Origin of the sequence: Rhizobium sp. Root1203, assembly GCF_001424945.1 — a bacterium.
Taxonomy (GTDB): domain Bacteria; phylum Pseudomonadota; class Alphaproteobacteria; order Rhizobiales; family Rhizobiaceae; genus Rhizobium.
In genome coordinates, this window is sequence record NZ_LMCW01000018.1 from 23325 (window position 1) to 47062 (window position 23738).

The window sequence follows — 23738 nt, forward strand, 5'->3', positions numbered from 1 at the left end:
CCTTGCAAAACGGTTCTCGGTGAGGCGGAATTTTCGTTTGAGTGAAAGGCACGAAACTAGTGTGACTTAAGCACATAAAACTAGTGCGGTTCAAAGTCGCAAAATTAGTGTGAGTAAAATACAAAATATTAGTGTTTGTCAAAAGCGTCAAATTAGTGCAACAACAACGCACGGACGTCGTGGTCCACTACTCACACACCGTCGCCGGAGGCCAACATGGCGAAACCCAACGAACTGCTCGCTACGTCCCTGGCTGAACTGAAGGGAGTGACACAGAACGGCACCCGATCGGTGGTAAAATCCGAAGAACTCAGCCGTGTTCACCGGGAACGCTTACAGGACAATGGGTTCCTCGAAGAAATTATGAAGGGCTGGCTTGCGGTGAACTCGCGACCCTCGGCCAACAACAGGATCGATGCGGCCTGGAGCACTGTCTACTGGGAGTTCGTTGCCAGGTATCTCGACGACCGCTTCGCCGATGAATGGCGGTTGTCCGCGGAGGCATCCGTGGCTCTATGGTCAGAAAACCATTCCATCCCTGGGCAGGTGATCATCAGAAGCCCGAAGGCGAACAATCAACTTGTGAAACTGCCAAGCAATACGTCGCTCTATCTGCTGCGCTCAAAAGAAAACGAGCGAGCCGAGACGAGAGAACGATTGAGATTGATGCCGATGGAGGAGGCGATCTGCAATCTGTCGCCGGAGTCTTGGAGAACGTCAGCGACCGATGTCATCGCGGTTATCGGCTCAATCCGCGGAACGAATACGCTGCTGCAATACCTTCTGGACGGCGGGCGGAGCCACGTCGGCGGTCGCATTGCAGGAGCCCTGCGCCATCTCGGCAGGACAAGGGACGCAGACTCGATCATCAAGACCCTGGAATCGGCGGGCTACAACCCGCACGAGGACAACCCTTTCGACCCTACGGTCGACTTGGTCACGCTGGATGCGCGACGAACTCAGGCGCCTTCCGCGACCCGGATCAAGAACCTCTGGGCGAAAATGGGGAAAGATGCGCTCAATCACATCGGATTCGAGCAGCTGCGTATCAACGACCGAGACGGATATATCGCGGACATTGATGAGCGTTATGTGGCAGACGCCCTGAACTCGCTTTCGATCGAGGGTTACGAGGTCTCGGAAGAACTGATCCGGAGGGTACAGGACGGTCAATGGAAACCGGACGAGGACGCGCAGGACTACGAGACCAGGAACGCGCTTGCTGCCAAGGGATACAGACTGGCTTTCGAGGAGGTGCGCGATGACATCAGGAAGATCCTTGATGGAGCACCTACCGGCGAACTGCTCGAGGCACGGCACCAGGATTGGTTCCGAGCCATGTTCAGCCCTTCGGTAACTGCGGGTATCATCAAGGCGCACCAACTCGCGGGTTATCGATCGCACAACGTGTATCTGCGGGGATCCTCGCATGTCCCCTTACCGCCGCATGCAATCGCCGACGCCATGGACGCACTGTTCGAGAGCATTTCTGGCGAATCCGATCCGCGTGTGAAGGCGATCCTTGCACCGTTCCTCTTTACCTACATCCATCCCTTCCCAGACGGCAACGGACGCACGGCTCGCTTCATCATGAATACACTTCTGGCTGAGAGCGGAGTGACGTGGACGGTCATCCCTGTTGCGCGCCGCGACGAGTACATGAGCGCCCTGGAAGAGGCGAGCCAGCACGAGAACATTGTGCCGCTCACGACATTTGTGTCGGAGTTGGTCAACGCGCCTCCACCACAGTGAGGAGCCAAAATCACGTTTTCGAGCCAGTAGTGCGACTTCCGATCGGGCCGAGATTCCAGCTGGATTGGAAACATTCAGCGCCGGCTCAGTGTCTCTAGACCGACAGCCTGGCCTCGACACCAAGGCGGCGTTCGACACGCGTCGATCGCGACCGCCTCGCTGTCCACGAGCGTGCCAACCATATCGGTCCTGCCATCCCGGGCCGCCATCGAAAGCGTTCGCATGTTCGCCAGGTCCCCAAGCGGCCTAGCGCCTGATCTGAAATGTATGCTCTTCGCCCGGAAAGCGACCGGCGCGCACATCCTCGGCATAGCTTTCAGCCGCCTTTGATACCAGAGGACTGAGATCTGCAAATCGCTTGACGAACCGGGGCTTGAAGTCGTTGAAAAGTCCGAGCATGTCGTCTGATACCAGAACCTGCCCGTCACAGGCTGGAGACGCACCTATGCCGATCGTGGGAACCGCGACTGAGGTGGTGATCTCGCGGGCAAGCGGTTCGACCGTGCCTTCCACGACGATTGCAAAAGCGCCTGCCTCGGCAACGGCTGCGGCGTCACGACGGATCTTGTCCGCCTCTTGCTGCGAATGACCGAGGGAGCGGAACCCGCCGGCCGTGTTGACCAGTTGCGGCATCAGGCCGACATGGCCGAACACGGGAACCCCACGGGCTGTGAGGAAAGCGACCGTCTCTGCCATTTCCTCGCCGCCCTCGAGCTTTATGCCATCGCATCCGCTCTCCTGCAGGACCCGAACCGCATTTCGAAACGCCTGTTCCTTCGATTCCTGATAGCTCCCGAACGGCAGATCAACGATCACGCAGGCGTGTGACACAGCGCGCATCACGGCTCGCCCGTGTGCGATCATCATGTCGAGGGTGACGCCGACCGTGGTGTCCATCCCGTAGAGCACCATGCCCAGCGAATCGCCAACCAGCAGAAGGTCGCAATGGGGATCGAGCAGCCGCGCAATCGGTGTCGTATAGGCCGTCAAACACACGACCCGCTCCTTGCCCTTCATCGCCCGGATTGTGGTCGTTGTCAGCCGTTTTTGCTTGCCGTGAGTGCTCATTGTGCGGTCCTTGTCTGAGAAGAGCGTCCGAGGCCGATGACGCGGTTATCAAGAAGCCGGGTCGCCCCGATCCGCACGAAAAGCGCGACAAGCACGGGACCGGATTGCAAGGAGGTCAGGACCTCGAGTGTATCCGGATGCCTGACGGCAACCACCTCGGCCGTTGCCAGCGGCTCGGCCTCGATGAAACGTGTCAGGGTCGCCTCGAACGCTGCGGCATCGTCGAAACCCTCGTCATAAAGCCGCTCCGCCTCGACAAGCGCCTTCGGAACGATCACTGCCGCCGCTCGCTCCCTGTCGCTCAGATAGACGTTGCGCGAGGAGCAGGCGAGACCGTCGGCCTCGCGCACCGTCGGTATGGCCACGACCCGGACGGGTTGCGCAAGATCCTCCACCATCCGCCTGATCAAGGCGACCTGCTGGTAATCCTTCTCGCCGAAATAGGCCGCATCGGGCTGAACGAGATTGAAAAGCTTGGTGACAACGGTTGCAACGCCTGCAAAATGTCCAGGCCGCACCGCACCTTCGAGCTGGTTGCCGAGGACGGGAACATCAACGACGGTCTGCATCGGGCGCGGGTACATGTCGGCCACTTCCGGTGCGAAGAGCACGTCCACACCTGCCTCATTGAGAAGGGCGCTGTCGCGTTCGAAATCGCGCGGGTAGCGCGCCAGATCCTCGTTGGCACCGAACTGCAGCGGGTTGACGAAAATCGATACGACAGTCACGTCGTTTTCCGACACGGAACGCGACACCAGTTCCATATGACCGACGTGCAGGAAGCCCATTGTCGGCACAAGCCCGATGGTCTTGCCGTCTCGCCGAAATGTCGCGAGATGATCGCGCAGGTCCGCTATCGATTTGATAACACGCATGAAAATCTCCTCCAGCATCCCATCGACGGCAGTGCCGGTCCGGGAAGGTGGCGGATAGAACTCGATTTGACGAAAAGCGTCAACGCAAGCACGCCTATTATATCGATTAAGCAGGCAGCAGGACACGCACTATTTTAATCGCTCGTTTTCACCTGCATCAAAGCGGCGTCGATCTGCTCGTCATTCGAACGGTGAGTAACGCATTCTTTTTGTCCAAACTCTGCCGCAGTGATGGTAGAAGGAAGACGGTGATGAACGAATGCCCTTCACGGGTGTCACGACGATGTCCGACAACAGCGGAGGGACGGTGACCAATCCTTACGAGATCCTCGGTGTCCGGCGGGACGCGAGCGACGACCAGATCAAGTCCGCCTACCGGCGACGCGCCAAGACAACTCATCCCGATTCCGGCGGCGCGCCTGAGGCATTCAGCCGCGTCCAGAAAGCCTATGAGCTGCTCCTGGATCCCGTCCGCAGGAAGCTCTTCGACGACACCGGGTACGATGTCGAGCTTGCTGATCCGGTCGATCTCCAGGCCCTTATCGTGATCGAGAAACTGGTCAACGAACTGACGCTCGACGAGCGCGAGCCCGGCAGCTTCGATCCCCTCGCCCGCATGCGCTCCGATCTTTCGGAGGAAATGCGCAAGTCCCGTTTCAGCAAACGCGAACTGGAGCGTCATTCGGCGCGCATCGAACATCACCTGGAACGACTGGAGAAGCGTCCGTCGACCGACATTCTCGGATCCATGCTGCGCGCCCGTATCAAGGCAATCGCGACTGCGATCAACGAGACGGAGGCGAAGATCAAGGCAAGCGAGCGTGCCTGCGAAATGCTTTACGATTACGCCTATGAGGTCGACGTGCAGGAAGGTGAGGAAGGCCAGATTGCCGCCGGTGCGGCTCCTGCCGCTGTCTCGTCGAAGCGGGAGGAGCGGCCTTTGTGGGTCGTGCCGGCCGCAGCACAGGAAGTCTAGGACAGGTGTAGCGAGCGCCGCGTGAGATTACGCGGCGCGCTGTTCCGTCCCCTGGATGGCTGCAAGCTTCCAGTCCGAGCCCGCCTTGCGCACGAAGGTCCAGACCTCCGTGGTTTCGGTGGGCTCGCGGCTGTTGCCGCTGACCACCCGACCGCCGCTACGCTCGACCATCGAGTCGATCGAGGAGTAGCGCATGGCAAGGGTTGCGTAGTCTGCGCCGTCTTCCCGCCACGACTCAGCAATGTCGCCCTGCAGAAGTTTCACATCCGTGACCTGATTGCGGACGCCGTTGGTGGCATTTTCACCAAGTTCCTCGGCCAGGTAGGACATCGCTTCTGGCGTCGTCAGGCGACGCAGCGTTGCGTAGTCCTCGCTGCCGTAGGCGGTCTGGACTCCGGTCAGCAACGTCTCAAAGCTGTCGAGATCGCGCTGTTTCAGCCCGAGTTCGTCTTTCGGCTTCTGCGACTGCTGCCCACCAAAACCGGCAGCGGACCCGATTGACGGTATGCGGAACGACGACATTCCGTTCGCAGGCGACGCGTTTCCGTTTGAAGCCATCGAATGGGCACCGCCAGCCGCAGTTGCGCCATTGGACGCTTGCCGCCTGTTGGCGAAGTAGCGCACCGCAAACGAGATCGCCATTGCGATCAAGGCGAATTGCAGCAGCATGCCGAGGAAACCGAAGCCGCCGCCGAAGCCGTGGCCGAGAAGCATGCCGAGGAGACCACCCGCAACGAGGCCACCAATCATCGACCGGCCGAACCCGCCGAAGAGGCCGGGCCGCTGGGTGCCGGCAGATGGCTGTCCGGCATAGGGGGCATTGGCCTGCGGTTTGGGTGTCATGGAGCGCTCGATCGGAGCAGCCGGCGCTGGCGCTGTGCGCGTGACCGGGGGCGCCTGGAAGGTGCGGGTTCCGCGGCTGCCGAAACCGAAGCCTCCAGCGCGCCGGGCGTCAGCCTCGCCGATCGAGGCAAACACGGTAACGCCTGTCAGGGCGGCAATCGCCGCGACCTTGGCAAAACGCGAAACGGCACTCGGCATTCAAGCTCTCCTACTGTGGCAATCAATGTCGCTATCTATATAGGTGCGTTTTTTTGCGTTTGAAGCACCTCGGCTTCATTGGCACACATCAACCCATGTCGCGTTGGTCAATTCCACCAGTCGCTCGGTCGATATGCGCACGGCCGAATTGGTGGATCCGGCAGCGGGAACGACCACGTCGAACCGCCTCAGAGAGACGTCGCAGTAGATCGGAAGAGGCGACGGAAGCCCGAAAGGGCAGACGCCGCCGACGGGATGGCTGGTTACCGCCACCACTTCGTCGGGTCCAAGCATCCGGCCTTTTGAACCGAACGTATCCTTGAACTTCCTGTTGTCGAGCCGCGCAAGGCCGCCCGCAACGACCAGTATCGGTTCCTCGCCGATCCGCAGGCAGATCGTCTTGGCGATCTGCGCCGGATCGACGCCATGCGCCTCTGCGGCCAGCGCGACCGTGGAGGAGCTTTCGGCGGTTTCAATAATCTCTATGTCGGGGGCGGATGCGCTGAAAAATGCGCGGACGGTTTCTAGGCTCATGACCGAACGCTATCGCACCTGAGGGGCGAATTGAAGTGCCAATTGTCAGCGATTGGTCTCGATCAACCTGACATCGCTTTCCTGACAGAGCTGCCGGATCGACGGCGTGGCACACCGGTCGGTGATGAAGGTATGCACCTGCGACAGCTGCCCGATCCTGACCGGCGCCGTGCGCTCGAACTTGGTGGAATCGGCCACCAGCACGACATGCCGGGCGTTGGCGATAATTGCCTGTGCGACTTTTACTTCCCGGAAGTCGTAGTCGAGCAAGGCACCGTCCTCATCGATCGCGGAGGCGCCGATGACTGCGTAGTCGACCTTGAACTGCCTGATGAAATCGACGGCCGCCTCTCCCACGATGCCTCCGTCCGAAGAACGAACGACGCCGCCCGCGATAACGACTTCAATCGCCGGCAGCAGTCTCAATCTGTTGGCGACATTGATGTTGTTGGTGATCACCATCAACTCGTGATGGTTGGCGAGAGCCTCCCCGACAGCCTCTGTGGTGGTGCCGATGTTGATGAACAGCGACGCGTTGTTGGGAATGAGGCCGGCGGCGGCAACGCCGATTGCCTGTTTTTCCGCAGCGGCGATCTGGCGGCGCGCCTCGTATTTGACGTTCTCCGTGCCGCTGGGAAACGTCGCACCGCCATGCACCCGGGTGAGAATCTGGGCATCGCAAAGATCGTTCAGATCCTTGCGGATGGTCTGTGGCGTGACGGCGAAATGGGTGGCCAACTCCTCGACGAAAACACGGCCATTCGTCTTGGCCATATCGACAATGTCAGTTTGACGATCGCTGAGGAACATGGTGCGAGAACTTTCACTTCCGTTTCGTTTGCCCGACGGAACAATGCATAACAGAGCGCGAGTAGAGACGCAAAGTGGCTTCAAGGCTGATTTGTCCGTCTGTCGGCAATTCCGCCATCGCAGATGTCTCTATAGAGTTCAGCAGGTCGCGACCAGCTCTCGTACGAGGGTTGAGGGAAGCTGCACATCTCCATGATAACATGAACAACCTGCCTTGTTGCGACCACACTCCGCACATGCATGCACGGGCGCTGCCGACCGGTACGGCCTGCAGTTCCGCTTTCAAGCCGCAGGCACTGTTTTACGTCAATGAAAGTCAGTATCTCGCGGATTTATCGACATAATTTAGTTTATACCTATTTTGAGGCCTTTGCGTATTGCATAAAGAGATCGCAACCGCCCGGGTGGTAAAAGAGTTGTCCTGCATTGTCCCGGTTTCGAACCATTGGACGCGAAAGCGCGCGATACGTTCGTTCGGCACAACAAGGCGCAAAGGTTTGGGGCCTCGGCCTGGAGATTGGCCCGTTCTGCAAAGAGGAGATGGCATCCTCCTTGGACAGCCTGCAATAGAGACAGAGCCAGAGTGCCCTGGCTTTGACCCTGCGGCTGTTGTCGCCGGGGTAGGTCCCTTCCTCAAAAGCAAGATGTGGCCCTTGCCGCGCAGACTGGAGGTCGTGTCCCAGCTCGATCTTGCCAGTATCGATCATCCATGGGCTCGTCATAGTGTCCGGCCAGACGGCGTGGTCGGCCCAAACGAGATAGGCCTCCTCCTCGGTCGTGTGAGAATCATGCCCACGCGCCGAGCGGTCTCGGCCCCATGCGGAAGTAAGCACTGCATTGGATGAGCTTCTGCCCGATCTCCTAGTGCTGCGCCGGTGTGAACGGATCGCCATCGTCGGCGAGAGCCGGTGTCGCGTCCACCAAGAGCGCGAAAAGCAGTCTCTTCATTTTGGACGGCACCGCGCGGAAAACAGCGAGAACAACCCGATGGCCTGATTGTCAAAGCATCATCGATGAGCAAGGGTTTGCAGCCCGCCGTGAGTGCGACGAGGGAGTGTTCAGTTAAGCTTGGCCACCGAGCCGCTTGTGACGTGGCTTAGCGTCAGACCAGATCAGATGTCTTGCTCAACGATGCCTTTCGCTTGTCTATCGGCGCCAAACGACGCATTTCGGACAGAGTAACCAGCGGAGGCTGTGGTCCGATCGATGGAGATCATGCGCGAATTGGAGACGGGTTCATTTAATCGCATGGTTTGCGTCGTGCACCCAAGTCCTGGGCGACCCTATTTCGGAAGGCACTCCACACTGTAGGCAATGATGATCTGCGCTGGATCTGCCGCGCCGGCCCTCTTCAAGTCTTCCAAGCCACTTCTTAGCTTGTCTCCCGCTTCCTTTAAGCTGGCCTCAAGTTTCGATTTGGCCGACATGCATCGCTCTTCATTCGAGAACTCCTGGAACACCACGTTTGGGACGGGCCTCCATTCGGCCCGGTCGTCTGTAGCGGCGGGATTGACTGAGTAGGAGAAGACGTACATCAGGACCCACATCACCTTGCTCCACTTGTACGACGGCGCCGGCCGCTAAAGATTGCGCTGAAACGACCCCACGCCTGAGCCTGCCATGATTGGCCGGGCGTGGCAAGACTCGCGCTCCACACCATCCAGCGCACCCGGACCCGCAGCACTACAGGAAAATCAGGCGGGATTTCGTGCGTGTGCATCGGCAGTATGTTCTAGGCTCGGATCTTCCGTCGGCTTTCGATTTTACCCTGATGACGGCCGGTCCGCTTCCCGCGTCCTCGTTCGCCAGGTTTTTGCAGGACAACATGCCCGCCCTCACGCAGTCTGATTCCGCTGGCAGCTTCGGGACGCTGTGGCCTCCCCGGCAACTTTCATTGCCCACCGAATAGAACCGGCCGGCCCGCCTAGGTTTGCGTGCGTATCAATTGAATGGTCACACACAATCTTTAAACTTGACGCACGTAAACAATGGTGGTTTATCCCTTCCTGTCGATTGAGCTCGGGAGGCCTACTCGATCGATCCAACGGAACGCAGGCCCAAGCCGAGTCCAGCTCGGGAGGAACCATGACCATTAAAAAACTGATCGCATCGCTCGCGCTCGGCGCGGCATTTTCGCTATCGGCAGCTGCTGCCTATGCCGACGGCATCGGCGCGTCGCTGCTGACGCAGCAGCATCCCTTCTACATCGAGCTTGCGAATGCAATGACGGCGGAAGCCAAGGCCAAGAACGTGCCGCTCGAGGTCTCTATCGCCAATCAGGACCTGAACAAGCAGCTAGCTGACGTTGAAGATTTCATCGTCAAGGGCGTCAGTGTCATCATCATCTCGCCGGTCGACAGCCAGGGTGTTGTCGCAGCGATCGCCAAGGCCGAGAAGGCCGGCATCAAGGTCATTACGGTCGACGTGCCGGCCGCGGGCGTCAAGGTTACGTCTCATATCGGCACCGACAACTTCACCGGCGGCATCCAGGCCGGCGACCTGATGGCCAAGGAGATCGGCGACAAGGGCAATGTTGCGATCATCGACTACCCGACGGTTCAATCGGTCGTAAACCGCATCGAGGGCTTCAAGAAGTCTATCGCCGGCCACCCGGATATCAAGATCGTTGCACAGCAGACCGGCATTACCCGCGCCGAGGCATTGGCCGCTGCCCAGAACATGCTGCAGGCAAACCCTGACATTACGGGCATCTTCGGCTTCGGCGACGATGCAGCGCTTGCAGCAGCTGTCGCCGTCAAGGCAGCAGGTCTCGAGTCCCAGGTCAAGGTCATCGGCTTCGATGGCATGGAAGAAGCCCGCAAGGCTGTCGACAGCAACCCGGTCATGGTCGGCGTAATCCAGCAGTTCCCTGACCAGATGGGCAAGGTTGCCGTCGACACGGCCGTCAAGGTCATCGCAGGCGAGGACGTGCCGGCCGAACAGCCGATCGTGCCTGGCGTCTACACCAAGAAGTAATCTGCTCCCAGGACGGTTCGCCGTTTCCGGCGAGGCCGCTCAAAGTCTGGTGGTTCCGTGCGCGACCTTGCTCGGAACCACCGACGACGACTGACAAGGAGGCCGCCATGAATGCGCCCACCGCAGATACCATCCTCACGATCAGCGATATCTCCAAGACCTTCGGGACCGTTGCGGCACTGAAGAACATGCACCTCGACGTCAGGCGCGGGCGCGTGCACACGCTGCTTGGGGAGAACGGCGCTGGAAAATCGACGTTGATGAAGATACTGGCTGGCGTCCACCAGCCGACCGCCGGCCACATTACGCTCGACGGCCAGCCCTATCATCCGACGAACCCGCAGCAGGCCGCGGCCCTTGGTTTGACCATCGTCTTCCAGGAACTCAGCCTCTGCAACAACATGACGGTCGGCGAGAACATCCTGGCGACCCGTGAACCCGCAACGGCCGGCTTCATCAACGATAGAAAACTGACAAGAAAGGCCGCCGACATCGTCAAGGCGCTCGGCTTGCCCGTATCCGTCGAGGAAAAGGTCGGCAACCTCTCGATTGCGCAGCGCCAGTTGGTCGAGATCGCCAAGGGATTGAGCGTCGAGGCCAAGGTCGTGATCCTCGACGAGCCGACCTCATCTCTCAGCGACAGCGAAGCCGAAATTCTGTTTCAGATCATCGAGTGTCTGAAAGAGCGTGGCACGGCCGTCATCTATATCTCTCACCGCATGGAAGAAATCATGCGATTGAGCGATGACATCACGGTCATTCGGGACGGTGAATACGTTGCCACGCGACAACGCGAAACCGTGACCATCGAAGAGCTGATCGCGCTTATGGTCGGCCGAAAGATGGAGGAGATCTACCCTCCGCGGACCGTAGCTGCGCCTAGCCCATCCGTCGAACCAGTTCTGTCCGTCGAGAAGCTGACGCGCCCCGGCGAGTTCGCGGACATCTCCTTTGACGTCAAGCCCGGCGAGATCCTCGGCTTCTTCGGTTTGATCGGCTCCGGCCGCTCGGAGATCATGAACGCGCTCTTCGGAATGCGAACGGCCCAGGGCACGGTCCGGCTGAACGGCAGGACCGTCAATATCGATTCGCCCGTGAAGGCGATTGCCAGCGGTCTCGGCTTCGTCACCGAAAACCGCAAGGAGGAGGGCCTCGTTCTCAGCCACAGCGTCGAGAGCAATATCTCGATGGTGGCGCTGCAGGACTTTGCCGGCAGGCTCGGCTTCCTGCGCCGGCGCGCCGAGCGCGATGCTGCCGTGGCTGAAGTCTCGCGACTGGCCATCAAGACGCGATCGCTGGACACCCCTACCGGCGCACTTTCGGGCGGCAACCAGCAGAAAATCGTGCTGGCCAAGTGGCTGCTGACCAAACCCAAGGTGCTGATCCTCGACGAGCCGACACGCGGCGTCGACGTCGGCGCCAAATTCGAGATTTACAAGATCATCCGCCAGCTGGCGGCGGAGGGCACAGCCATCCTCCTGATCTCGTCGGAACTGCCCGAGGTCCTCGGCATGAGCGACCGGGTCGCCGTCATGCACGAAGGCGACCTCGGCGCGATTGTAGCCGGAACCGACCTCACCCCAGAAAAGATCATGGCTTTTGCGACAGGTTTGACATCATGAGCCAGAACCAGGCTTCCAACGTCCTGCTGATGAAGATCTTCAAACAGTATGGCGGCATTTTCCTCTCCCTCATCATTCTGTGCGTGATCTTCTCGATCATGAACCCGCGGTTCATGTCGGTCGCCAACTTTATGAATGTGCTGCAGCAGGTTGCCGTTATCGCAATAGCCGCCTTCGGGATGACCTGGGTCATCCTGCTTGGCGAAATCGACCTGTCGATCGGTTCCATCATCGCCGTCGCCGGCATGGTTGGCGCCCAGTGTTTTGCCTACGGGCTGGGCTTTGCACCCGCACTCGTGCTGACGCTCCTTGCCGGCGCGCTGATGGGCCTCATAAACGGGGTTCTGACGGCAAAGCTGCTGCTGCCGTCATTCATTGTCACCGTCGCAACGATGGGCATCTATCGCGGTCTGGTCAGCCTGCCGACGAACGGTGCGCCGGCGATGATCATGAACGAGACGTGGACGGCGATCGGAACGGAGAGCTTCCTCGGGTTTCCGATCATCATCTGGATCGTGCTGGTCCTGTTTGTTTTCAATCAGGTCCTGCTGGGCAAAACGACCTTCGGGCGACGCGCCTATCTGACAGGCGGCAATCGTGAGGCAGCTCTTTATTCCGGTATCAAAGTCGACCGGCTGAAGATCACCATCTTCATCATTTCAGGCGTGATGGCGGCCATATCAGGCGTCCTGCTTTCGGCGCGTCTTTTTTCGGCGCAGACCAATGCCGGCACGAGCTACGAACTCGACGCCATCGCAGCCGCCGTTCTCGGCGGGACGAGCCTGGCCGGCGGGGTCGGCACGATGGTCGGCACGCTGATTGGTGCGCTCATCATCGGCGTGATGAACAACGGCATGAACATGCTGTCGGTGCCATACTTCTACCAGCTGATCGTCAAGGGTCTCGTGATCCTCGTGGCAGTCTGGCTCGATGTGCGCGCCAAACAGGCGAAACGCTAGAACCAGTGAGCATAGCCATGAAGAAGATACTGACGATCGGCGAAATCCTGGTCGAGATCATTGCCACCGAACGCGGCAACGGTTTCCGTTCCGCCGTCCCCCTCATCGGCCCGTTTCCCTCCGGCGCGCCCGCCATCTTCATCGATCAGGTCGGCAAGCTCGGCCATGACTGCGCCATGATTTCGGCTGTCGGCGATGACGATTTCGGCCACGTCAATCTCGATAGGCTGAGAGCCGATGGTGTGGACGTGTCCGGCATCAGGATCGATGCGAACGGAACGACCGGAAGCGCCTTCGTTCGTTATCGCGACGATGGCACCAGAGCCTTCGTTTTCAACCTTCGCCACAGCGCGTGCGGCACGATCGACCTTTCCGGCGAAGCGGCCCGCCTCGTCGAGGAAGCTGGCCATCTGCATGTGATGGGGACGTCGCTTTATGCGCCGAGCGTCATCGAAACGGTCCTGTCGGCCATGCGAACGATCAAGGCGAAGGGCGGAACCATCTCCTTCGATCCGAACCTTCGGCCGGAGATATTGAAGAGCCCGGGCATGCGCGAGGCGCTTCAGGAGGTGATTGCAGAGACAGATCTGTTCCTCCCCAGCGGCGACGAACTCTTCCTCTTCACGCAGGCGAAGTCGGCAAAGGAAGCGGTCGAAGAGCTGTTGGCACAAGGCATCAAGGTGATTGTGCTCAAGCAGGGCTCTGCGGGAGCAACCTACCATGACGCGCAACGGACGCTGACGCTGCCCAGCATGCCGGTCGAGGAAGTCGATCCGACAGGGGCCGGCGACTGCTTTGGCGCCACCTTCGTCACCTTCTGGCTGGAGGGTGCCACGCCGGACGTTGCCTTGCGATATGCCAACGCCGCCGGCGCGCTGGCCGTCACCCGGATAGGTCCCATGGAAGGTGCATCCACCCGCGCCGAACTCGATGCTTTGCTTGCCAGATAGCGGGCCCGATAGAGAGATCACAAGCATGACGCAGAACTACTTACTCGACATCGCAAAATGGCGCGACCAAAGAACAGGCTTCAAGGGCATCCCCTCCATTTGCTCTGCTCATCCCCTCGTCATCGAGGCAGCCATGGTGCACGCAATCGAGGCAAAGGCTCCCCTCCTCATCGAAGCCACCTGTAACCAGGTGAACCAGGATGGCGGCTATACGGGCATGACCCCGGCAGACTTCCGCACCTTCGTAGAGAAAATCGCCGCAAGGACTGGCTTTTCGATGGAGAGGGTGATCCTGGGCGGAGACCACCTGGGCCCGAACCCCTGGAAGGGACTGGACGCCGGAGAGGCAATGGACAAGGCGGAAGTCATGATCCGGGCCTATGCGCGGGCTGGCTTCACAAAGCTGCATCTCGACACCAGCATGGGCTGCGCCGGCGAACCGGTGGCGCTTTCAGACGATGTCACAGCGGCGCGTGCCGCACGCCTTGCAGCTGCCGCCGAAGATGAGATCAAAAACACCGCGGGCGTCAAACCGGTCTACATCATCGGAACGGAAGTACCGATCCCGGGCGGGGCTCTGGAAGAGCTTGACGTCCTTGAGGTCACCCGGCCCGAAGCAGCGCTGGAGACGGTGCGGGTCCATGCGGACGCGTTCGAAAGGGCGGGCGCCGCAGATGCCTTCAGGCGCGTCGTCGGCGTGGTCGTCCAGCCGGGCGTCGAATTCGGCAATCATAACGTCATCGCCTACGATCCAGTGAAAGCAACCGCGCTAACGGCCTCTTTGCATCGCTTGCCGGGTCTGGTCTTTGAAGCCCACTCCACAGATTATCAGGCCCGCGAGGCGCTCCGCAGGCTGGCCCTGGATGGTTTTGCGATCCTCAAGGTCGGCCCCGGCCTCACATTTGCGCTTCGCGAGGCGTTGTATGGCCTCGACCAGATCGCAGAATTTCTGTTTCCTGACAGCAGGTCCGGTACCCTGATGGCGGTCACAGAGAGCGTGATGACCCGCGATCCCGGTAATTGGGAGAAGTACTATCACGGCACTGCGGACGAGCAGCACCTGCAGCGGCACTTCTCCTATAGCGACCGCATTCGATATTATTGGCCGGACGAGGAGATCGCCGCTGCGGTCGACAGCCTGTTTGGGCTCTTCGGCGATACGGAAATCCCCGAGACGTTGATCAGCCAGTATCTGCGGGGGCTTTACCCGCGGGTGCGCGCGGGACGCGCCTCATCAACGGCCAGGGGTCTTGCGATTGCAGCGATCGATGTCGTGATCGAGGATTACTTCGAGGCATGCCGTGGCTGATCGCGCCTGACATCCTCGCCGTTGGGGATCGTGCCTCCTTTTCAGTTGACAGTCGGGGCGCTTTTCAACGGATATGACAGCAAGCACGGGGAACATGGAATTGGATAGACCAATCAAGACGATGGAAGATTTTGCGGAATTCGTCGGCCTTTCCCGGCCGACGGTTTCGAAGTATTTCAACGATCCCAAATCCGTGCGAGGCAAGACCCGCGATCTCATCGAGGTCGCAATCAAGCAATCCGGGTTTCGACCCAATATTTTTGCCGTCAATCTCAATCGACGCCGGTCGAACATTTTAGGCGTGATTATCCCGAATTCGACCGACCCGTTCTACATGGCGCTCACCCGTCGCATCGAGTTGATCGCCAATCAGGCTGGGTTCCTGGCGTTCGTCCTGTCGTCCGATGGCAAGCCGGAGATGGAGGACCGCGCGATCGAGACCTTCAAATCGCTGAATGTCGCGGGCGCGATCATCGCTCCTCTGGGTGTCGATTCCCACCATGAGACGTTGGCGGCGCTCGGCGAGAGCATTCCGCTCGTCTATGTCGACTCGCCGTTGGACGCGACATCGTCCTTTGTCGGCACCGACAACCAGCAGAGCTTTCAGCTGATCGTCGACTATCTGTCGAGATCCGGTGAACAGCCCTGTTATTTTGCCATGCCATCGGTCAACAACAACGCGATGACGCGAGAGCGCGCCTATAGCGAATCCATGACGCATCTGAAACTCGATCCGATCATCGTGAAGCTGGATACACAGCGCACCTGGGACTTCGAGCGCTTCGGTTACGAGCAGACGCAGCGGATCCTGCGCAGCGGCGGATTTCCAACGCGCACCGTGCTCTGTGCCAACGATCGCGTTGCGTTCGGCGTTATCTCAGCCGCCTACCAGGCGGGTCTGAGGGTCGGCCACGCGCCGGGCTGCGATCTGCGCGTGGCGGGTCACGACGACCACCCACTTTCGCGCTACGCCTGTCCGCCGATTACAACCGTCGCCCAGAACTATAACGATATCGGCCGCCTGGCTATCGAACTCCTGCTTCACAAGCTCGGCGAGGACGAAGGCCGGCGGGTCGATTTTCCGCCGGATGGCCGAATTGTCCTGACGGCGGACCTCCAGCTGCGTGAATCCGCATAGGAGGCAGGGGCACCCTTCTCACGGAATTGTTGACAGGGCTGCGGCGGCCGACGGATCAGGTCGCGCCTCATCAGGCGCAGCCTCCTCACCGACGAGACAGCGGATCAGGTTGTCCGTGGTGACGCGTCCGATGTCAGCTCCCTCCAGGGAAACGACTGTGGCGGCAGCGACCTTGCCGATCGACATCTCCCGCAGCGCTGCTTCAACGCTCGTTCCTGCCGGTATACGAAGCCCCGGTTTGGCAGCCCCGTTCATCTTAGCGGTCATGACCGCTTCAACCTCGATGACACGGCCGCGGTTCACCTCCTTGACGAAAGCGGCGATGTAGTCGTCGGCGGGTTTCAGCACGATGTCGGCTGGCGTGCCTTGCTGGATCACCTCCCCGTCCCGCAGGATCGCAATGCGATCCCCGAGCCGGAGCGCCTCATCAAGGTCGTGGGTGATGAAGACGACCGTCTTCTTCAGCTCTTTTTGCAGATCGAGCAGTACCGTCTGCATGTCGACGCGGATCAGGGGATCGAGCGCCGAATAGGCTTCGTCCATCAGCAGGATTTCAGCGTCGTTGGTCAATGCACGGGCAAGTCCGACGCGCTGTTGCATGCCGCCCGACAGCTGGTTGGGATAGTGGGCTGCAAACCCGTCAAGGCCGACGCGCCTGATCCAGTGCTGCGCCCGCTCCTCGCGTTCGCCCTTGGCGACACCCTGGATCTCAAGTCCGTATACGGTGTTCTGAAGCACGTTTCGATGAGGCAGGAGGCCGAACTTCTGGAATACCATGGCCGTCCTCTGCTGCCTGAACTGGCGCAGTTTTTCCCGGTCCATCCTGCAAATATCGGAGGTTCCATAGAGAACTTCCCCCGCGGTCGGATCGATCAGCCGGTTGATGTGTCTGATCAGGGTGGACTTCCCGGAGCCCGACAAGCCCATGATGACGGTGATGCCACCGCCGGGTATCGTGATATTGATATCCTTCAGACCGAGGACATGCCCATGTTCACGGTTCAATTCGGTTTTCGACATCCCCTTCATCACCGGCTCGACGAAATCGCGGCCCCGTGGTCCGAAGATCTTGTAGAGATGGCGGATCTCGATCGATTGACTACCCATGGATGACCTCCCGGTGCTTCTGCAGCCGCAATCCATAGGCCTGGCTGATGCGGTCGAAGATGATGGCGATGCCGACGATGGCGAGGCCATTGAAGACGCCGAGCGTGAAATACTGGTTGGCGATCGCCTTCAGGACAGGTTGTCCCAGACCTTGAACGCCGATCATCGAAGCGATGACCACCATGGCAAGCGCCATCATGATGGTCTGGTTGATGCCCGCCATGATCGTCGGCAAGGCCAGCGGAAGTTGAACATTCCTGAGTTTCTGCCAGCTCGACGAACCGTAGGCATCGGCGGCTTCGAGGACATCCCGGTCGACCATGCGGATTCCGAGGTTTGTGAGCCGTATCATCGGCGGCAAGGCATAGATCACGACCGCGATGACGCCTGGAACCCGACCGATACCCAGGAGCATGACGACGGGAATGAGGTAGACGAAGCTCGGCATCGTCTGCATGACGTCGAGCACAGGGTTGACCGTACTCTGCAGCCGGTCCGAGCGGGACATCGCGATGCCGATCGGAATGCCGATCGCGATCGAAAGCACCGTGCAGACGAAGATCATCGAGACGGTCTTCATCGTGTCTTCCCACATGTCGAAATAGCCGATGAGGAGCAGCGTCAGCATGCAGCCGACCACGATCCGCCAGCTGCGGGTTGCAAACCAGGCGATCAGGCCGATCACGGCGATGACAAGCGGCCATGGCGCACCGGTAAGCAGCCGCTCGGCCCAGATCAGAAAGCTTTGCAGCGGGCTGAACAACGTCTCGATGCTACTGCCATAGCCACGCGTGAAGGCGCGAAAACCTTCGTCGACGCTCTTTTTCAAGGCGCGCAGCGTGTCGTCGTTCATCGAAGGAAATTTAAAGAGCCAATCCATGTCAGTTCCCCATGGCAAAATCGGCGGCGGCCGTTGTTGTTTTTGGCCGTCGCGCCGGGATGTTGGCGGGCGGCATGGCCGCCCGCATGTCTACACAGGTGTCAGAGGGAGCCCTTGATCTTTTCGGCAACCTCGGGCGACACCCATTTCGTCCAGAGATCGGCGTTGTTCTTGAGGAAGTATTTTGCCCCCTCCTCGCCGCTCGCCTGATTGTCCGACATCCAGGCAATCAGCTTGTTGACGGTGTCGTTTGTCCATGCCCGCTTGTTGAGGTAGTCCATTGCCTCAGGCCCTGCGCGGTCGGCAAATGTCTTGGTGACGAGCGTCTCCACATTGTCTGAGGGCCAGGCATTTTCCTTGGGGTCGGCGCAGTCTGCCACCGACGTGCAGCGCTTCCACTCGTCGGCATTGTATTCGGCGCCGTAGCCGAGCTTGACCATCTCGTATTTGCCAAGCAGTGCGGTCGGAGCCCAATAGTAGCCTACCCAGGGCTGCTTGGCTTCGTAGGCCTTGGCGATGGAGCCGTCGAGACCCGCAGCCGAGCCGGTATCGACCAGCGTGAAGCCTGCCTTCTCGCCGCCATAGGCCTTGAAGAGCTGCGCGGTCACCACCGTCCCGCCCCAACCTTGCGGACCGTTGAACACGGCGCCCTTGCTCTTGTCTTCAGGCGCCGGGAAGAGTTCCGGGTGTTTGAGAAGATCGGGGATCGTCTTGATGTCCGGATGGGCATCCGCAAGATACTTCGGGATCCACCATCCCTGGATGGCGCCGTCCGACAGGATCTTCGCAGCCTTGACAAATTTGCCGTCGGTCAGTCCACGGTTGACGATTTCCGGCTGCAAGCTGACCCATGCCTCCGGAGCGATGTCCGGCTGGCCCTTTTCTGCCATGGAGGTCAGGGTCGGAACCGTGTCGCCGACGACGAGCTCGGCGTGGCAGCCATATCCTGCCTCGAGGATCAGCTTGTCGATGTTGGCGGCAACTTCGGCAGACTGCCAGTTCATGTTGGCAATGGTGACGTCGCCGCACTCAGCGGCGGACGCAGCGCCGCCGAGACCGAGAAGCCCGACAGCAAGAACGGTGGAAGCCAAAAGCACTTTCATTTTCTTGTTCCCTCTGGTCGCGGTGTACGTGAACCCGGGCGCCGGCGGCACCGCGTCAGCCGGCATGCCCATTGAGCCTTCATGATACGGCATTCGCCATTCCGATTGCGTCAGAAACTGGCGCATTGGAGCTTTCTTTCAATGGCCCTGTGGGCATGCCGTCGCCGTCGGGACCGTCGTTCGCGATGCGAACCTACAAGAGGGAACAGATCCGAAACCCCTCGTAGATGGCTGCATGGATGTTGCGGCTTGCCACGGCGTCTCCGATACGAAAAACGTCAAACCGCCCGGCTTCGTTGCGCACAGGAAGCGGCGATCGCCGCGCGATCAATGCCGCATAGTCGAGGGCCCCCAGATTGCGCGAGAGAGGCTTGAGTTCGAAGTAAAGGTCCGCATTGACCGCGGTCCCGTGTTCCACCACGACCTGGGATACCCGACGCTCCCACTGCGTGTTCCCGGCATAGTCGGATCCGAGCACGGCCACGAGATGATTGCCGTCGCGCCGCACAGCCTTCAGGCGGGTGTTGATGGTGACCTTGACGTCTTTTTCGGCAAACACCCTGGCGTACGGCACGTGGTTCATTCCACCCATTTCAGGAGCAAAGAAGCGCTCCGGAGAAACCAATTCCAGGTCTGCACCGCTATTGGCGATGACTTCGGCTGCCGACATTCCCGGATGAGCACCATTGTCATCGAAAAGCAGGACGCTTCGCTCGGGCTTCACGGCACCTGCAAGAATGTCCCAGGACGAGGTGACGAGATCGTCGCCCGCATCGAGCACGGGAGATTGTGCGATCCCGCCTGTTGCAACGACAACCAGATCCGGCTCGAGGGCCAGAACGTCGTCCGGTCCAGCATAGACATTGTAGTGGACAGCAACGCCGAGGCGTTCCAGCTCATCGAGACGCCAATCGACGATGCCGATCATTTCTCTGCGGCGAAGGTTGCGGATCAAAAGATTGATCTGTCCGCCGGCCTTGGCGCTGGCCTCCAGCAGGTCGACCTTGTGTCCGCGCTCGGCAAGGACCCGGGCGGCTTCGAGCCCCGCCGGCCCAGCCCCGACGACAACCGCCCGCCTTCGTGCCGGCGCCTTCTCGACGATGTGCGAAAGCTCGCCTTCGCGGCCGGTCGCCGCGTTGTGGATGCACAAAGCCTCGCCGCCCTCATAGATGCGATCGAGACAGTAGGTGGCGCCGACGCAGGGGCGAATGCGCGCCTCCTCGCCGGCTTCCACCTTCCGGACAATGTGGGGATCGGAAATGTGCGGGCGCGTCATCCCGACCATATCGAGCTTGCCCTCGGCAATAGCATGGCGCGCCGTGGCGACATCTGCGATGCGTGCTGCGTGAAACACCGGAAACCTGGTCGCCGCTCTGATTTCCCCGGCAAAATCGAGATGCGGCGCCGATGCCATCCCCTGGATCGGGATGACGTTGTTGAGGGCCGCGTCGCTGTCGATATGGCCGCGGATGATATTCAGAAAATCGATCGTTCCGGACGCGACCAGCCGGCGCGCTATCTCGATGCCCTCTTCGCGCGACAGGCCCTTTTCCCAATCCTCATCCGCAACCATGCGGATGCCGACGATGAATTCCGGACCGACGGCCTTGCGGACCGCCTGCGTCACCATCGTCGAAAATCGCATGCGGTTCTCCAGCGCGCCGCCGAATTCGTCGTCGCGAGTGTTTGTCGCCGGCGACCAGAATCCATCCATCAAATGTCCGTAGGCTTCGAACTCAATGCCGTCGAGGCCGGCCTCCTGCATGCGCTGAGCAGCGGAAACGTAGTCGTCGACGATCCTGTCGATGTCCCATTCCTCGGCTTCCTTCGGAAAGGCCCGGTGCGCGGTCTCGCGAATGGGACTGGGCGCCAGAACGGGCAGCCAGTCTCCTTTGTTCCACCCCGTCCGGCGTCCGAGATGGGTCAGCTGGATCATCACGGCGGTGCCATATTCATGACAGTCGTCCGCGAGCTTGCGCATCCATGGTACGATCTCGTCGCGATAGGCGTGCAGATTGCCGAAGGCGGGGGGCGAGTCCGCAGACACGACTGCCGAGCCAGCGGTCATCGTCAGGGCGATACCGCCCCTCGCCTTTTCCACGTGATAGAGACGATACCGATCCGTGGGCATTCCATTCTCGGAATAGGCCGGCTCGTGAGCCGTCGACATGACGCGGTTCTTGAGCGTCAGGTGCTTCAGCTGAAAGGGTTGAAGTAAGGGATCATGCGAAGCCATCGAGCGACACCACTGGTCAGAAGCGAAGCCGATCATCCCTCAAAACAGGGAGACCTGCGATAGACAAAAGCGTCACGGAACGACGTCAATGCGCCGCGCCCAGGCTTTCTCGGCGTCACGATGCACGAGGTCCGCCCCATCTTCCGATTGAAAGCCAACTTCCGGGCGGAGATTCCTGGCTCAGAAAGCTCAATCATCCGGCAGGGTGAAGGTCGCGCAGGGATTGGCAATGCCGCGCAAAGTGTGCTCACCCAATGGGATCAATGCCGCGGTCGTTTCCGCGGCGACAGCACCCGATATCAGCACGCTTCGTGCAAGTGGCTTGCATAACCCTTCCAGCCGACTGACCAGATTGACCGCCGGGCCGATCGCGGTGAAGTCCAGCCGGTCTGCCGCACCGATGTTGCCCCAGAGGATCTCGCCGAAATGCACCGCCATGCCAAAGGGTAGCGGCGGCAGTCCCTGGGTCTCGCGCACCGTATCGAGATGAGCCATCCCGGCGCGGGAAGCCGCGACCGCTCGAAGTGCTGCGTCGCAGGCCTCTCCCGGCGTGCCGGTTACCGGAAAAATCGCCAGCAAACCGTCCCCGATGAACTTCAGCACCTCGCCTCCGAAGGCATGCACCGCGCCGGCAACCCGCTCGAACCAGGCGTCGAGCGCGGCGATCATCACCATCGGTTCGACAACCTCGGACTGGGCGGTGAAATCGCGCAGGTCGGCGCAGAGGAGTGCGGCGCGGATGATTTCGCCGGTGCCACGGCGCAACGCGCCCGCCTGCACCTGGGCCGCACTTCTGCGACCGAGATAGGCACCAAGCAGCGTCGTCAGCGTCAACCGCGACGCCAAGGCGGCCAGGGGCGCGGCGGCGAAACGCGCGACCTGTCGCAGGCGGGCGGTTTCCCGCGGTTCGAATGGCCGGCTCCCGGCCCAGGCGAGGACCGGACCATCCGGTGACGAACCGACAGCGATCTCGATGACCGGGCCAAGTCCTGCCAGCCAATCGTTCCCGGCTTGATTGGGCACACCTGCGCCGGCAAGACTGCCAAAGCCGAGCGCCTCGATCACCGTTTCCGTCTCAGCCTGCCACAGCCAGGTGCGGTGGGTGATGATCGGATGCGGCACCGCGAGCATCAGCGCTCCGCCAGCAAGCGGCAAGCCGTCGGCCAACAGCCGGAGAGCGAGCTCTGCCAGAAATGTTTCGGGGCTCGACGAGGCGAAGGCCTCGTCAACCAGCCAGGCAATGGAGACGGGCAGATCCATTGCCGGATCATGCCACGGCGCCAACAGGCTGTCATCCGCACCGAAGGCCGCAATGATGCCGTCCATCATGCTTTTGCCTTCTCCACCGAAGGGGAAGAGATTGCGACCGGCTTTGCAACCGCGAAGCGGTCACGTTTTGCCATGCCAGGGGTCAGGACCGGGATCCCGACCGGCTGCAGCCTCGCTCAGGCGGCCAAGGTAATGAGCCCAGCCCTCCGCATGACTGTCACATTGCGCGGCATCGGGCAGGCCGGTGTGGGTCAGGCGCAGAAGCGTCCCGTCCGGTTGCTCGATCAGATCGATTTCGACCAGGCTGGACCCCGGCGGCACTGCCTCGCTGCCGTCCCAGCCAAAACTATAGGCAAGGCGGTGCACGGGAACCACCTCGCGGAACGAACCGCGGGCAAAGCGGGCGCCGGTGACGTTGACGAGATAGAGCCCTCCGGGCTGTGGCTCGACCTGGGCTTCGGTTCCCATCCAGCGCAGAATCTTGTCCGGATCGGTCAGGAGGGCAAACACCGCGGCGGGTGGCGCAGCGACATGTGTTTCGCGGCGAACAACGTTGGGCCCTGGCATCGATCTCTCCTTTGGTTACTCGTGTTTGGTTACTCGTGCGCCATCTAAGGGAGGACGGGCGGATCGGATCCGAAGTCCCGTCCCGCCCCAAGTCCGTCCCGCCCCGCAACGGCATGTAGGGGAAGGCACGTTCTCAACAAGGGACGACCGGCATCGAGCCTTTTGGTTCGCACCGGCCGCCGGGAATGGAGAAGACCGGCTGTTACGCTGTCCCTGTCGCAGCATCATGTTGTCGAGCGGGATTGAACCTTTTCGACAATTGGCAATCACGGCCGGCCTGTCGTGCTGCTGGAAATCAGCCTGAGCCAGGGCGCCAGGTGGAATACGCCCATAAGGACATACATCACCCCCATTCCGCTGAGCGGCAATAGATCCTCTATGGAGGAGCAGAGCATCTCCGCACCACCACCTGTTGCCGAAACCAGAGCCATGAGCGAGAAAGTGGGCGTTGCCGCGAGAGATAGCCAATCAACAGCGCCAAGACGCCTGCCTGGTTTAGCGCCGCCGTTTTCCTTGCCCGAAACGGGCAAGGTGTCGGCGGCGTTGGAGTGGAGCAGCATTGCCAT

21 protein-coding genes and 1 pseudogene are annotated in these 23738 nt (G+C 60.5%); 9 read left to right on the plus strand and 13 right to left on the minus strand.

All coding sequences use genetic code 11. The annotated features are described in order from the left end of the window. Window positions 1-216: 216 nt before the first annotated feature. Window positions 217-1752, plus strand: coding sequence for a Fic family protein (locus ASC97_RS18975; RefSeq protein ID WP_057469913.1), 1536 nt, complete (start codon window positions 217-219; stop codon window positions 1750-1752). Between the two features lie 246 nt (window positions 1753-1998). Here the strand turns inward: ASC97_RS18975 and panB are convergent, their stop codons facing one another. Beyond that, window positions 1999-2820: a 3-methyl-2-oxobutanoate hydroxymethyltransferase gene (gene panB, locus ASC97_RS18980; RefSeq protein ID WP_057469914.1), complete on the minus strand. Its 822-nt coding sequence runs from the start codon at window positions 2818-2820 to the stop codon at window positions 1999-2001. Next, window positions 2817-3695 (minus strand): pantoate--beta-alanine ligase, encoded by an 879-nt coding sequence (gene panC / locus ASC97_RS18985; RefSeq protein ID WP_057469915.1) that lies wholly within the window; start codon window positions 3693-3695, stop codon window positions 2817-2819. The genes panB and panC overlap by 4 nt, the downstream gene beginning before the upstream one ends. 307 nt (window positions 3696-4002) lie before the next feature. On the opposite strand from panC, the gene ASC97_RS18990 reads away from it, so the two are divergent. Beyond that, complete coding sequence (locus ASC97_RS18990; RefSeq protein ID WP_057469959.1) at window positions 4003-4671, plus strand: J domain-containing protein; 669 nt, start codon at window positions 4003-4005, stop codon at window positions 4669-4671. 27 nt (window positions 4672-4698) lie between these two features. Here ASC97_RS18990 and ASC97_RS18995 read toward each other — a convergent pair whose 3' ends face one another. From ASC97_RS18995 to ASC97_RS19015, 4 genes are all read right to left on the minus strand, one after another. Next, window positions 4699-5712 (minus strand): Tim44 domain-containing protein, encoded by a 1014-nt coding sequence (locus tag ASC97_RS18995; protein WP_057469916.1) that lies wholly within the window; start codon window positions 5710-5712, stop codon window positions 4699-4701. Between the two features lie 75 nt (window positions 5713-5787). Continuing rightward, window positions 5788-6246, minus strand: coding sequence for a YbaK/EbsC family protein (locus tag ASC97_RS19000; RefSeq protein WP_057469917.1), 459 nt, complete (start codon window positions 6244-6246; stop codon window positions 5788-5790). Between the two features lie 45 nt (window positions 6247-6291). After that, complete coding sequence (locus ASC97_RS19005) at window positions 6292-7056, minus strand: DeoR/GlpR family DNA-binding transcription regulator (RefSeq protein ID WP_057469918.1); 765 nt, start codon at window positions 7054-7056, stop codon at window positions 6292-6294. A 1283-nt stretch (window positions 7057-8339) separates the two neighbouring features. Next, the gene (locus tag ASC97_RS19015) at window positions 8340-8603 is read right to left on the minus strand and encodes a hypothetical protein (RefSeq protein ID WP_057469920.1); all 264 of its coding nucleotides are present in this window, start codon (window positions 8601-8603) and stop codon (window positions 8340-8342) included. A 131-nt stretch (window positions 8604-8734) separates the two neighbouring features. Between ASC97_RS19015 and ASC97_RS35425 the strand changes: the two are divergent. From ASC97_RS35425 to ASC97_RS19050, 7 genes and pseudogenes are all read left to right on the plus strand, one after another. Next, a pseudogene (locus ASC97_RS35425) lies at window positions 8735-8965 on the plus strand (hypothetical protein); the annotation flags it as partial. Window positions 8966-9141: 176 nt separating this feature from the next. Next, entirely contained in the window at window positions 9142-10032 is an 891-nt protein-coding gene (locus ASC97_RS19025) for a substrate-binding domain-containing protein (RefSeq protein ID WP_057469922.1), read from the plus strand. Window positions 10033-10139: 107 nt separating this feature from the next. Further along, window positions 10140-11654, plus strand: a complete 1515-nt coding sequence (locus ASC97_RS19030; RefSeq protein WP_057469923.1) for a sugar ABC transporter ATP-binding protein — start codon at window positions 10140-10142, stop codon at window positions 11652-11654. Further along, window positions 11651-12613, plus strand: coding sequence for an ABC transporter permease (locus tag ASC97_RS19035; RefSeq protein WP_057469924.1), 963 nt, complete (start codon window positions 11651-11653; stop codon window positions 12611-12613). The genes ASC97_RS19030 and ASC97_RS19035 overlap by 4 nt, the downstream gene beginning before the upstream one ends. Before the next feature lie 17 nt (window positions 12614-12630). Continuing rightward, window positions 12631-13563, plus strand: coding sequence for a tagatose kinase (locus ASC97_RS19040; RefSeq protein ID WP_057469925.1), 933 nt, complete (start codon window positions 12631-12633; stop codon window positions 13561-13563). A gap of 25 nt (window positions 13564-13588) precedes the next feature. Further along, the gene (locus tag ASC97_RS19045; RefSeq protein ID WP_057469926.1) at window positions 13589-14872 is read left to right on the plus strand and encodes a D-tagatose-bisphosphate aldolase, class II, non-catalytic subunit; all 1284 of its coding nucleotides are present in this window, start codon (window positions 13589-13591) and stop codon (window positions 14870-14872) included. A gap of 121 nt (window positions 14873-14993) precedes the next feature. Beyond that, the gene (locus tag ASC97_RS19050) at window positions 14994-16010 is read left to right on the plus strand and encodes a LacI family DNA-binding transcriptional regulator (RefSeq protein WP_057469927.1); all 1017 of its coding nucleotides are present in this window, start codon (window positions 14994-14996) and stop codon (window positions 16008-16010) included. Window positions 16011-16028: 18 nt separating this feature from the next. Here the strand turns inward: ASC97_RS19050 and ASC97_RS19055 are convergent, their stop codons facing one another. The 7 genes from ASC97_RS19055 to ASC97_RS19085 form a co-directional block, all read right to left on the minus strand. Next, the gene (locus tag ASC97_RS19055) at window positions 16029-17117 is read right to left on the minus strand and encodes a quaternary amine ABC transporter ATP-binding protein (protein WP_057469928.1); all 1089 of its coding nucleotides are present in this window, start codon (window positions 17115-17117) and stop codon (window positions 16029-16031) included. After that, window positions 17110-17997, minus strand: coding sequence for an ABC transporter permease (locus ASC97_RS19060; RefSeq protein ID WP_057469929.1), 888 nt, complete (start codon window positions 17995-17997; stop codon window positions 17110-17112). Before ASC97_RS19060 ends, ASC97_RS19055 begins: the two co-directional genes overlap by 8 nt. A 101-nt stretch (window positions 17998-18098) precedes the next feature. Beyond that, the gene (locus tag ASC97_RS19065) at window positions 18099-19100 is read right to left on the minus strand and encodes an ABC transporter substrate-binding protein (RefSeq protein ID WP_057469960.1); all 1002 of its coding nucleotides are present in this window, start codon (window positions 19098-19100) and stop codon (window positions 18099-18101) included. Window positions 19101-19293: 193 nt separating this feature from the next. After that, complete coding sequence (locus ASC97_RS19070; protein ID WP_057469930.1) at window positions 19294-21336, minus strand: NADH:flavin oxidoreductase; 2043 nt, start codon at window positions 21334-21336, stop codon at window positions 19294-19296. A gap of 189 nt (window positions 21337-21525) precedes the next feature. Continuing rightward, window positions 21526-22596 carry an adenylate/guanylate cyclase domain-containing protein gene (locus ASC97_RS19075; RefSeq protein ID WP_057469961.1) on the minus strand — a complete coding sequence of 357 codons (1071 nt, stop codon included), beginning with the start codon at window positions 22594-22596 and terminating at the stop codon, window positions 21526-21528. A 129-nt stretch (window positions 22597-22725) separates the two neighbouring features. Next, complete coding sequence (locus ASC97_RS19080; RefSeq protein ID WP_057469931.1) at window positions 22726-23172, minus strand: SRPBCC family protein; 447 nt, start codon at window positions 23170-23172, stop codon at window positions 22726-22728. Window positions 23173-23438: 266 nt separating this feature from the next. Then, window positions 23439-23738: a hypothetical protein gene (locus ASC97_RS19085; RefSeq protein ID WP_244481529.1), complete on the minus strand. Its 300-nt coding sequence runs from the start codon at window positions 23736-23738 to the stop codon at window positions 23439-23441.